Below are 13,559 nucleotides of genomic sequence, written 5' to 3' on the forward strand. Positions count from 1 at the left end.
ACCCCATCAACTGGACCCACACCCTCCCCCCAACCCACACCACCCCCCACCACCAAACCCTCCCCACCTACCCCTTCCAACACGAACACTTCTGGACCGAGATCGCCGACGGCTCCGGAGACGTCACCGCCGCCGGTCTCGCCCCCGCGGACCACCCGTTGCTCAGGGCGGAGGTCGAACTGCCGGAGTCCGGCGGCACGTTGCTCACCGGTCGGCTGTCGTACAAGAGCAGGCGGTGGCTCGGCGAGCACAAGGTGATGGGCGCGATCCTACTGCCGGGCACCGCCTTCGTGGAGCTGGCGGTCCAGGCCGGGGACCACGTGGGATGCGGGCACCTGGAAGAACTCACCCTGCAGGCCCCCCTGCGGTTCCCCGACCGGGGTGGCGTCCAGCTCCAGGTCGTCGTGGGCGAGCCCGACCCGGACGGCGGCCGGCGTGCCGTGAAGATCTACTCCCGCTGGGAGGAAGCCGGACCCGCCGACAGTTGGTCGCTGCACGCCACGGGAGTGCTCGGCCGTGAGCTGCCCGAACCGGCCTTCACCCTGTCCCAGTGGCCGCCGCAGGACGCGGAGTCCGTGTCGCTGGAAGGCTTCTACGAGGGCGCTGCCGCGGCCGGTGTCGACTACGGGCCCGCCTTCCAGGGGCTGTCCGCCGTCTGGCGCACCGAATCCGACGTATACGCCGAGGTCGAACTGCCCGCCGACCAGCACGGTGAGGCGGCCCGCTTCGGTCTCCACCCCGCTCTCCTGGACGCGGCGATGCAAGCCGCGGGCTTCGGCGCGCTGACGGCCGAGCCGGGCAAGACGTGGATGCCCTTCTCCTGGTCGGGCGTCTCCCTGCACGCCGTGGGCGCCACCGCGCTGCGCGCCCGTATCTCCGGCCTGGAATCCGGGACGGTCCGCGTCGAGCTCGCCGACGGAACCGGTGACCCCGTGGCCACGGTGGAGTCGCTGGTGTCGCGTCAGGTCGACTCCGGGCAGCTCGGCGGCTCCCCCGCCGCCGGTGCGGGCGGGCTGTACGAGATCGTGTGGTCGCCCGTGACCGCCGCCGATGCCGGTACCGCCGCGCCGTGCGCGGTGGTGGGCCGCGGGGCCGGCGCCCTCGCGTCGGCGCTCGGTGCCGCCGGGTGGGCCGCGGAGCCGTTCGAGGACATGGCCGCTCTCGCGGCCCGTACGGACGAGGTGGGTTCGGCACCACTGACGGTGTTCGCGTCGTTCGTGCCCGAGGCGCGTGCGGATGCCGAACACATCGCCAGGGGCGAGGCGTTCGGTCCTGCGGCGGGCCACTGGGCCGCGGTGGTCGCGCTCGACCTGCTGCAGGCCTGGGCCGGGGACGACCGGTTCGCCGGGTCCCGCCTGGTCGCGGTGACGCGCGGATCGGTCACCGCGGGGACGGGCCCTTCGGACCTGGCGGGCTCCGCGGTGTGGGGCATGGTGCGTTCCGCCCAGGCCGAGCACCCCGGCCGTTTCGGCCTGGTCGACCTGGAGGACACCGCCGGGTGGGCCGCCCTGCTCACGGGGGCGCCCATCGCCTCGGAGCCCCAGCTCGCGCTGCGTGACGGCGCGTGGCTCGCCCCCGGACTGCGGCCCGCACGCAACGCCTCCGAGGACGGGACGCCGCGTGCGCTCGACCCCGAGGGGACCGTGCTGGTGACCGGGGCGACCGGCGGTCTCGGTGCCGTCGTGGCCCGGCACCTGGTCGAGACGCACGGCATCACCCGTCTCGTCCTGACGAGCCGCCGGGGCCTGCTGGCGCCCGGTGCGCCGGAGCTGCAGGAGGAGCTGACCGCGCTCGGTGCGGACGTACGCATCGAGGCCTGTGACGTCGCCGACCGTGCGCGCCTTGCCGCGCTGATCGGGGGCATCGACCCGGCACACCCGTTGACCGCGGTGGTGCACTCGGCGGGGGTGATCGACGACTGTGTCCTGGAGGCCATGACGCCGGAGCAGCTCGCGGACGTACTGCGGCCCAAGATGGATGCCGGCTGGCATCTGCACGAGCTGACGAAGGATCTGGACCTCGCGGCGTTCGTCGTGTTCTCCTCGCTGGCCGGCACCCTCGGTGCGGCGGGGCAGGCCAACTACGCCGCCGCGAACGTGTTCCTGGACACCCTCGCCCAGTTCCGGCGGGCGCAGGGCCTGCCGGGTCACTCCCTGGCCTGGGGGCCGTGGGACCAGCGCGACGCGATGCTGGGGCGGATCGGGGAGAACGACCTCGTCCGGATCGCCAGGACCGGCATCGTGCCGCTCGCTCCCGCGGACGGACTCGCCCTGTTCGACGCGGCGCTCTCGGCGACCGGGGCAGCACTCGTCCCCGTCCAGTGGGACTTCCGCAGGCTTCGCGAGCGTGCCGCCGCCGGTGCCGTGCCGCCGGTGCTGCGCACCCTGCAGGGTGTGGCGCCCCGGCGCGCTGCCGCGGCTTCCGCCGCGGGCGGTGACTCGGGGCTGCGCGAGCGGCTGGCCCGGCTGGCCGACGACGACGCCCGTCAGGTGCTGCTCGACCTGGTGCGGACGCAGGTCGCCGCCGTCCTCGGGCACGCGGGGCCGAGCGCGGTGGCGGCGACGGCCGTGTTCAAGGTCCTCGGCTTCGACTCGCTGACGTCGGTGGACCTGCGCAACCGGCTGAGCGCCGCCACCGGCCTGACCCTCCCGGCGACGCTCGTCTTCGACTATCCGACGCCCGAGGTGCTGGCCGGACATCTCGCGGAGCAGCTCCTCGACCTCACGCGCGAGGTGCGGGCCGTGGTGGCCAACACCGGCACGGCCGACGACCCGATCGTGATCGTCGGCATGGCGTGCCGGTACCCCGGGGGCGTCACCGACCCCGAGAGCCTCTGGGACCTGATCGCCGAGGGCAGGGACGGGATCTCCGCGTTCCCCACGGACCGCGGCTGGCCGCAGGACGAGTCGGCCGGGTACGCCCGCAAGGGCGGGTTCGTGTACGAGGCGGGGGACTTCGACCCCGTGTTCTTCGGGATCTCGCCGCGCGAGGCGCTGGCGATGGACCCGCAGCAGCGGCTGCTCCTGGAGACGTCGTGGGAGACCCTGGAGCGGGCCGGCATCGACCCGGCGTCGCTGCGCGGCGAATCCGTCGGCGTGTTCGTCGGCGGTGCCTCGTCCGGCTACGGCCTGGACGCGGACATCGCGCGCGCCGGGGTCGAGGGGCACATGATGACGGGTGTCTCCAGCAGTGTGATGTCGGGCCGTCTGTCGTACGTGTTCGGCTTCGAGGGGCCCGCGGTCACCGTGGACACGGCATGCTCGTCGTCGCTGGTGACGCTGCACCTCGCGGTGCAGGCGCTGCGTTCGGGCGAATGCTCCCTCGCGCTGGCCGGTGGTGTCACGGTGATGGCGAACCCGGCGGTGTTCGAGGAGTTCAGCAAGCAGGACGGCCTGTCCCCGGACGCCCGCTGCAAGCCGTTCGCCGATGCGGCGGACGGCACGGGCTTCTCCGAGGGCGTGGGCATGCTGGCCGTCGAGCGGCTCTCCGACGCACGGCGTGCCGGTCACCGGGTGCTGGCCGTGGTCCGTGGCACCGCCGTCAACTCCGACGGCGCGTCGAACGGCCTGACCGCCCCCAACGGGCCCTCCCAGCAGCGCGTCATCCGCCAGGCTCTGGCCAACGCCGGTCTCCGGCCGTCCGACGTCGACCTCATCGAGGCGCACGGCACCGGCACCAGGCTCGGCGACCCCATCGAGGCGCAGGCACTGATCGCGACGTACGGGCAGGACCGGCCCGACGACCGGCCGCTCCACCTGGGTTCCGTGAAGTCCAACATCGGCCACACCCAGACGGCCGCGGGCGTCGCGGGCATCATCAAGACGGTCCAGGCGATGCGGTACGGCGTACTGCCGCGCACGCTGCACGTGGACGAGCCGACCTCGCACGTCGCGTGGTCGTCCGGCTCCGTCCGGGTGCTGGCCGAGGCCCTGCCCTGGGAGTCGCAGGACAGGGTGCGGCGCGCCGGTGTCTCCTCGTTCGGCGTCAGCGGCACCAACGCCCATGTCGTACTGGAGGAAGCGCCCTCCGAAGCCGTCGCCGCCGAGCCGGCGGAGGGGGCCGCGGTGCCGGCCCTGCCCTGGGTCCTCTCGGCCCGTTCGGCCGCTGCTCTCGCGGCGCAGGCCGACCGCCTGCTGGCCCATGTGGACGCTCACGAGGAGCTGACCGCGGCCGGGGTGGGCCGGTCCCTCGGCACCAACCGCACGGTCTTCGAGCACCGCGCGGTCGTGGTCGGCGGCGACCGCCAGGAGCTGCGCGCGGGCCTTGCCTCGCTGGCGGCGGGCGAGCCCGCCGCGCAGGTGCTGACGGGCACCGCGGGTATCGCGGGCCTCACCGTGTTCGTCTTCCCCGGCCAGGGCTCCCAGTGGCACGGCATGGGCCGCACGATGCTGGAGCAGAGTCCGGCGTTCGCCCGTGCCGTCGCCGCGTGCGACGAGGCGTTCGCCCCGGTGATCGGCTGGTCCGTGACGGAGCTGCTGCGCGGTGAACTGCCCGCGGCGCAGTACCCGCTGGAGCGCATCGACATCGCGCAGCCCGCCCTGTTCACGATGTACGTGTCGCTGGCTGCGGCCTGGCGCGAGCTGGGCGTGGAGCCGGACGCGGTGATCGGGCACAGCCAGGGCGAGGTGTCCGCGGCCGTCGTCGCGGGTGCGCTCACGCTGGAGGAAGGCGCGCGGATCATCGCGCTGCGCAGCCGTGCGCTCCACCGTGACGGGGGCGGCGGTGAGATGGCCTTCGTGGAGCTGCCGTTGGCGCGCGTGGAGGAGCGCATCGCGCCGTACGGCGACCGTCTGGCGATCGCCGCGGTGAACACCTCGCACTCGGTGGCGGTGTCCGGGGACGCGGACGCGGTCATGGAGCTGTTGATGGAGCTGGACGACGAGGACATCTCGTGCGGCCACCTCAAGTCGTCGTGCGCCTCGCACAGCAAGCACATGGATCCGCTCCTGCCGGAGCTCACCGCGCAGCTGGCGGATCTGCGCCCGCAGGACACGCGGGTCGCGTTCTACTCGACGGTGACCGGTGCGCCGGTGGCCGGGCACGAGCTGGACGCCGAGTACTGGAGCCGCAACCTGCGCCGCACCGTGCGGTTCGAGGAGGCCACCCGGGCGCTGCTGGCCGACGGTCACGCGCTGTTCCTGGAGGTCTCCCCGCACCCGGTGCTCATGATGGGCGCCCAGGACATCGTGCAGGAGACGGAGTCGGCGGCGGTCGTGGTGGGTTCGCTGCGCCGCGGCGAAGGCGGCCTCGACCGGTACGTCCTGTCGCTGGCCGAAGCACACGCACACGGCGCCGAGGTGGACTGGACGCCGCTGTTCGGTGCCGCCGAGCGTGCCGAACTGCCCACGTACGCCTTCCAGCGGCAGCGCTACTGGCTGCAGCCGAAGGTGCTCGCGGGCGACGCGGGGTCCGTCGGGCAGGGTGTCCTCGACCATCCGCTGCTGGCCGCCGAGGTGCCTTCGCCGGACTCGGGGGCGCTGGTGCTCACCGGCCGGCTCTCGACGCGGACCCAGCCGTGGCTGGACGAGCACCGGTTGCACGGGAGCGCCGTCCTGCCGGGGGCCGCGTTCGTGGAGCTGGTGGCGCGCGCCGGGGACCAGGTCGGCCTCGGCAGGATCGGGGAACTCGCGCTGCGGGAGCCGCTGGTGCTCCCCGGGGCCGACCTGCCGGGCGGGCGCGACGGCGTCCGGCTGCAGGTGGTCGTCGGCGCGGACACGGCGTCCGGGACCCGTACGGTCGAGGTGTTCTCCCGGGCCGAGGACGCGGCGCCGGAGGACGGCTGGACGCACCACGCGTCGGCGACGCTCGGCGTCTCGTCGGGTGCCCCGGCCTTCGAGCTGGGCACGTGGCCGCCGGTGGACGCGACTCCGGTGGACGTCGACGGACTCTATGAGCGGTCGTCGCCTTCGGTCCTGGAGCACGGTGCCGCGTTCCGGGGCGTACGGGCCGTGTGGCGACGCGGGGACGAGGTGTTCGCCGAGGTCGCGCCGGCCCCCGAACAGCACACGGACACCGACCGGTTCACCCTGCATCCGGCCCTCCTTGACGCCGCGCTGCACGCCACGTGGCTGACCGGCCCGGACGGACTGCCGCGGCTGCAGGAGGCTGTGCGGGGAGTGGAGCTGTACGCCCGCGGGGCCACGGCCCTGCGGGTGCGGATGGTCCCGGCGGACGCGGGCGCCCTGGCCGTGGAGCTCGCCGACACCACGGGCCGTCCGGTCGCCTCGTTCGACGCGGTGACCTCGCGCGAGGTCACCGCCGCCGAGCTCGCGCAGGCCGCGAAGCGGCGCAACGGCTCGCTGCACCGGGTCGACTGGACTCCGGTGGCGGTGGGCGCGACCGCGGGGCACTGGCCGGTGGTGTGCGCGGGACTCGCCCCGTGGGAGGCCGAGTTCGCTGCCGCCGGTCCGGGCGGCGAGGCGTTCGCGGATCTCGACGCGGCGGCGCGGGACGGCGTGGGCACGGTGTTCCTGCCGCTGGCCTCCGACCCGCAGGCCGATCCGACGCGGGAGGCGCGACGGCTGGGCGACGCCGTCCTGTCGGCGGTGCGTTCCTGGCTCGCCCGGCCCGCGTTCGCCTCCGCGCGCCTGGTGTTCGTCACCCGTGGCGCGGTGGACGCGGGCGGGGGCGCCCCCGATCCGGCCACCGCTTCGGTGTGGGGTCTTGTGCGTTCGGCGCAGTCGGAGCACCCGGACCGGTTCGGTCTGCTGGACCTCGACACCGCGTCGGACGGCCGCACTCCGTGGGCGTCGGCCCCGTTCGATATCGAACCTCAACTGGCCCTGCGTAATGGCAGGTTGCTGGCTCCGCGGCTGGCCGCGGTGCACGCCGACGAGGACGGCACCGGCGGCGCCAGGCCGCTCGACCCGGAAGGCACCGTGCTGGTCACGGGCGGCACGGGCACGCTCGGCGCCCTGGTGGCGCGGCACCTCGTCACCGCCCACGGGGTGCGCCACCTCGTGCTGACCGGCCGCCGCGGGCCCGACGCCCCCAACGCCGCCGCCCTGCAGGAGGAGCTTGCCGGGCTCGGCGCGGACACGAGGATCGTGGCCTGTGACACGGCGGACCGCGAAGCCGTGGCGGGCCTGCTGGCCGGCATCGACGGGGCCCACCCGCTGACCGGGGTGGTGCACCTGGCGGGCGTACTGGACGACACCGTCGTGGAGTCCCTGACTCCGGAGCGCCTCGACACGGTGCTGCGGCCCAAGGCCGACGGCGCCTGGCATCTGCACGAACTGACCGCGGGCCTCGGCCTGTCGGCGTTCGTGCTCTTCTCGTCCATGGCAGGACTGCTCGGCGCGGCCGGGCAGGGCAACTACGCGGCGGCGAACGCCTTCCTGGACGCCCTCGCCCAGCGCCGCCGTGACCAGGGGCTGCCCGCGCACTCGCTGGCGTGGGGCTTCTGGGCACAGACCAGTGGGCTCACCGCCGAGCTCGCGGCGACGGACCTGGCGCGGATGGCGCGGGCCGGTGTGGTGCCGCTGTCGTCGGCGGACGGCATGGCGTTGTTCGACGCCGCGCTGACCCGGCCCGAGGGCGTGTTGCTGCCCGCGCACTGGGAGACCCGGCGGCTGCGGGAACACGCCGCGGCGGGGGCCCTGCCGCCGCTGCTGCGCGGCGTCGTCGGCACCTCCGTGCGGCGTACCGCGGCGGTCGCGGGGGCGGGCACGGTGGACGCGGGTCTGCGCGACCGGCTGGTCGCACTGCCCGAGCCCCAGGCGCTGGAGGTCCTGGTCGAACTGGTGCGTTCGCACGCGGTGGCTGTCCTCGGCGCGGCGTCCGCGGCGACGATCGAGGAGGACCGGGCCTTCAAGGAGGTCGGGTTCGACTCGTTGACCGCGGTGGAACTGCGCAACCGGCTCGGCTCGGCGACGGGCCTCGCCCTGCCGTCCAGCCTGGTCTTCGACCATCCGACGCCGACCGTGCTCGCCGCGCACCTGTACGCCGAGGTGACGGGTGCCCGGGACGCGACGGCTCCGGTGCAGGTGCGCGCGGCGGACGACGACGACCCGATCGTCATCGTCGGCATGGCGTGCCGCTACCCGGGCGGCATCACCGACCCGGACGGCCTGTGGGACCTGGTCACGGCGGGGACGGACGCGATCGGCGGACTGCCCGCCGACCGTGGCTGGGACCTCGACGGGCTCTACGACCCGGACCCGGACCACCACGGCACGTCGTACACCCGCGAGGGCGGATTCCTTTACGAGGCGGCCGAGTTCGACGCCGGGTTCTTCGGGATCTCGCCGCGTGAGGCGCTGGCGATGGACCCGCAGCAGCGGCTCCTCCTGGAGACCTCGTGGGAGGTCCTCGAGCATGCGGGGATCGCGCCGGGCTCGCTGCGGGGCAGCCGGACCGGTGTGTTCGTCGGCAACATCAGCCAGGACTACGTGTCCGGTGTCGCGAAGGCTCCGGACGAGGTCCAGGGCCATCTGATGACGGGCAACACCAGCAGTGTCGTCTCGGGCCGGGTGTCCTACTCGCTCGGTCTTGAGGGCCCGGCGGTCACGGTGGACACGGCGTGCTCGTCGTCGCTGGTCGCCCTGCACCTCGCGGCGCAGGCGCTGCGGGCCGGTGAGTGCACGCTCGCGCTGGCCGGCGGCGTGACGGTGATGGCCTCCCCCGCCACCTTCGTCGGGTTCTCCCGGCAGCGCGGCCTGTCGCCGGACGCCCGCTGCAAGGCGTTCGCCGATGCGGCGGACGGCACCGGATTCGCCGAGGGGGTGGGGATGCTGCTCGTGGAGCGGCTCTCCGACGCCCGGCGCAACGGCCACGAGGTGCTTGCCGTGCTGCGCGGTTCGGCGGTCAACCAGGACGGCGCGTCCAACGGCCTGACCGCCCCCAACGGCCCCTCACAGCAGCGCGTGATCCGCCAGGCCCTTGCCAATGCCGGACTCCGGCCGTCCGAGGTGGACGCGGTGGAGGCGCACGGCACGGGCACGAAGCTCGGCGATCCGATCGAGGCGCAGGCCCTGATCGCGACGTACGGGCAGGACCGGCCCGAGGACCGGCCGCTCTACCTGGGTTCCATCAAGTCCAACATCGGCCACTCGCAGGCCGCGGCGGGTGTCGCGGGCGTCATCAAGATGGTCCAGGCGATGCGCCACGGGGTGCTGCCGCGGACCCTCCACGTGGACGAGCCGACGACCGAGGTGAACTGGTCGGCGGGTTCCGTCTCCCTGCTGACCGAGAGCCGGGAGTGGACGGACCCCGGGCGCGCCCGGCGGGCCGCCGTGTCGTCGTTCGGTATCAGCGGCACCAACGCCCATGTCGTCCTGGAGCAGGCGCCGGCGTTCGAACCGGTGCAGGACCGGGAAAGGGCCGAACTCCCTGTGGTGCCGTGGGTGCTCTCCGGGAAAACCGCCAACGCCCTGCACGCCCAAGCCGCACGCCTGGCCGACCACCTCGACAACCACCCCGACACCGACCCCCACACCCTGGGCCACGCCCTGGCCACCACCCGCACCCACTTCGACCACCGCGCCACCCTCACCGGCACCACCACCCACCAACTCCACACCGCACTCCGCACCCTCGCCAACCACCACACCGCCCCCAACATCACCACCGGCCAAACCCACAAAGGCACCCTCGCCTTCATCTTCTCCGGCCAAGGCTCCCAACGCACCGGCATGGGCACCGACCTCTACCACCACTACCCCACCTTCGCCCACGCCTTCGACGAAGCCTGCACCCACCTCGACCCCCACCTCGACCAACCCCTACGCGACACCGTCTTCACCAGCGACACCCTCCACCAAACCGCCTACACCCAACCCGGCCTCTTCGCCTTCCAAACCGCCCTCTACCGCCTCATCGAATCCTGGGGCATCACCCCCGACCACCTCATCGGCCACTCCATCGGCGAAATCACCGCCGCCCACATCGCCGGCATCCTCACCCTCCAAGACGCCGCCACCCTCGTCACCACCCGCGCCCGCCTCATGCAAAACCAACCCCCCGGCGGCCCCATGGCCGCCATCCAAGCCACCGAAGAAGAAATCACCCCCCACCTCAAAAACTTCCCCAACCAACTCTCCATCGCCGCCATCAACAGCCCCACCAGCCTCGTCATCAGCGGCGACGACCACGCCGTCGAAACCCTCACCACCCACTTCGAAGACCAGGGCCGCAAAACCAAATGGCTCAACGTCTCCCACGCCTTCCACTCACCCCACATGGACGGCATGCTCCACCAATTCCACACCACCCTCGAAAAACTCACCTTCCACCCACCCAAAATCAACATCATCTCCAACCTCACCGGCCAACCCGCCACCCACGACATCCAAACCCCCCACTACTGGACCCGCCACGTCCGCGAAACCGTCCGCTTCCACCACGGCATCACCACCCTCCACAACCAAGGCACCACCCGCTACCTCGACCTCGGCCCCGACGGCACCGCCGCCACCATGACCACCAACTCCCTCCCGGACGAGGCCATCACGGCGGTCGCCGCCGTGCGCAAGGACCGTCCCGAGGCGGCGACGCTCGTCCAGGCCGTCGGTTTCCTGCACGCCGATGGCGTGCGGGTCGACTGGGACGCGGTGTTCGGCGGGACCTCCGGCCGTCCTCCTGCCGCCCTTCCCGCGTACGCCTTCCAGCGCGAGCGCTACTGGCTGGCGGCGCCCGGCGCGGGCAGCGGTGACATCGCCTCGGTCGGGCTCACGGCGGCCGAGCACCCTCTGCTCGGTGCTACGGTCGAACTGCCGGACTCCGGCGGGATATTGCTGACCGGGCGCCTGTCACTGCGTACGCATCCCTGGCTCGCCGACCACGCGGTCATGGGGTCGGTGCTCTTCCCGGGCACCGCCTTCGTCGAACTCGCCATCCGTGCGGGTGACGTGACGGGCTGCTCGTTCGTCGAGGAACTCACGCTCCAGGCGCCGCTGATCCTGCCCGAGAGCGGCGGGGCCGACCTGCGGCTCACCGTGGGCGCCCCCGACGAGGACGGCAGGCGCTCCCTGGCCGTGCACTCGCGCACCGACGACGGGGCATGGCTGCAGCACGCGCAGGCGACGCTGGCCGCCGACTCCCCCGAGCGGCACACGGCACCCGACATGGCGGCATGGCCGCCCGCCGGTGCGCAGGCCGTGGACATCGAGGGGTTCTACGAGCACTCGGCCGAGGCCGGGTTCGACTACGGCCCGGTCTTCCGCGGGCTGCGGGCCGTCTGGCGTGACGGCGACGACGTGCTGGCCGAGGTCGCGCTGCCCGACGAACAGCGGGCGGACGCCGAGGCGTTCGGGCTGCACCCGGCGCTGCTCGACGCGGGTCTGCACTCGGTGGGCCTGACCAAGGCCATGGGCGATCAGGCGGTACTGCCCTTCGCCTGGAACGGGGTGACCCTGCATGCCGTCGGTGCCTCGGCACTGCGGCTGCGGCTGACCCCGACCGGCGCGGACGGCACCGTCTCGGTGGACATCGCCGACCCCGAGGGCCGGCCCGTCGCGCACATCGACGAGTTGATCCTCCGGCCGGTCAGCCAGGAGCAGATCGCCGACCGCCGCACGAAGCCGCGTACGGAGTCGCTGTTCCGAGTGGACTGGACGCCCGCGCCGGAGCCGTCCGGATCGGCGCACGACACGTCGTACGTCTTCCTCGGCGACGCGGTGGCCGACGCCGAGTCCTACCCGGACCTGGCCGCCCTGCGGGCGGCGGTCGACAGCGGCGCCCCCGTCCCTGACCTGGTGTTCGCACCGTGCCCGCCGGTGGCGGGCGACGTGCCCACGGCCGTCCGTACCAGCACGAGCCGTGCGCTCGCGCTGGCCCAGGAGTGGCTCGGCGACGAGCGGTTCGAGCCGTCGCAGCTGGTGCTCGTCACGATGCGGGCCGTCGAGACGGAGCCCCCGGTCGGCGTCGCCGATCTGGCCGGGGCCGCGCTGTGGGGGCTGATGCGCTCGGCGCAGTCGGAGAACCCCGGGCGGATCGGGCTGCTCGACCTGGACGGGCACAACCCGCCGCTGGACGCGGTCACCGCCGTCCTGCTTGACGGTGAGCCGCAGGTGGCGGTCCGCGGGGGTGACCTGCTGGTGCCGCGCGTGCTTGCGGCCTCCGCGGGCCGTGAGCCGGACGAGGCCGCGCAGTCGCAGCCGCTGCCCGCGGGCGGCACCGTACTGATCACCGGTGGCACCGGCACGCTCGGCGGTGAGCTGGCCAAGCACCTGTATCTGGAGCGCGGCGCGCGCCGTCTGGTGCTGGCAAGCCGGCGCGGTCCCGACGCCCCCGGCGCGGACCGGCTGCTCGCCGAACTGGTCGAGCTGGGCGCGGACGTGCAGATCGTGGCGTGCGACGCGGCGGACCGCGAGTCCCTCGCGGAGCTGCTCGCCGGGATCGACGCCGACCACCCGCTCAGGGCCGTCGTCCACGTCGCCGGTGTGATCGACGACGGCGTGCTGGCGTCGCTGACCCCGGAGCGGGTGGACACGGTGCTGCGGCCGAAGGTCGACGCGGCGTGGAACCTGCACGAGCTCACCCAGGACATGGACCTCGCGGAGTTCGTGATGTTCTCCTCCGCCGCGGGCGTGGTCGGTTCACCGGGCCAGGGCAACTACGCGGCGGCGAACGCCTTCCTGGACGCGCTGGCCCAGCGGCGGCGGTCGGCCGGACTGCCGGGCCGGTCCCTTGCCTGGGGCGCCTGGGCGCAGGCGAGCGGCATGACCGCGGAGCTGAGCGACACCGACCGTTCCCGGATGGCACGCGGAGGTGTGCTCGCCCTGGAGACCGCAGAGGGCATGGCCCTGTTCGACCGGGCGGGCCGCACCGGGGACGCCCTGCTGCTCCCGATGCGCCTCGACCTCGGGGCGGGTGCGTCCGGTGCGCCGGTGCCGCCGCTGTTTAGGGTCCTGGTGCCCGCCGGGCGGCGCACGGCGGGCACGGGCTCGGCCGGCTTCGGGCCCGCGCTGCTCCAGCGGCTGCTCGTGCTCGAACCCGACGACCAGCGCCAGGCCCTGGTGGACATGGTGTGCGGCGAGGTGGCGGGCGTACTCGGCTACGCGTCGGCAAGCGTGCTGGAGCCGGACACGGCGTTCTCGGAGCTCGGCTTCGACTCGCTGATCTCGGTCGAACTGCGCAACCGGCTGAGCGGGATCACCGGCCTGAAGCTGCCGACCACGCTCGTGTTCGACTATCCGAACCCGAGCGTGCTCGCCCGGCATCTGGGCGAGCAGATCCTGCCCGAGCCCGAGACCGCGGCCGACCGGCTGTTCAAGCAGATCGACGGCCTCGAGTCGCTCCTTGCGGAGCTGGCCCCCGAGCCGGCGGAACTCGACCAGGTGCGCAACCGGCTGCGCGCGGTCCTGACGGCGCAGACCGGCGGCGCGGACGCGTCCGGCGCCGAGGGCATCGAGGACACGCTGCTGTCCTCGTCGGACGACGAGATCTTCCAGTACTTCGACAAGGATCTCGGGATCTGAGCAGCCGCCGACGGCTCTCAACGGCCCCGGAAGCCCCGCGCTTCCGGGGCCGTTCCGTACCCCGCACCTCCTCCGCACTCCCTTCGCCCCCCTTCCCCTCCGACTTCGCACCCCCTTTTCCTCTCCGAACGCGACACCACA

Annotated in this window: 1 protein-coding gene; it reads left to right on the plus strand. The window is 73.5% G+C overall.

Going from position 1 to position 13,559, the window contains the following annotated elements:
* Positions 1-158: 158 nt before the first annotated feature.
* The gene (locus AB0E78_RS40945; protein WP_361844526.1) at positions 159-13,418 is read left to right on the plus strand and encodes an SDR family NAD(P)-dependent oxidoreductase; all 13,260 of its coding nucleotides are present in this window, start codon (positions 159-161) and stop codon (positions 13,416-13,418) included.
* Positions 13,419-13,559: the final 141 nt, after the last annotated feature.

Origin of the sequence: Streptomyces sp. NPDC032198, assembly GCF_040636975.1 — a bacterium.
In the GTDB taxonomy this organism is placed as follows: domain Bacteria; phylum Actinomycetota; class Actinomycetes; order Streptomycetales; family Streptomycetaceae; genus Streptomyces.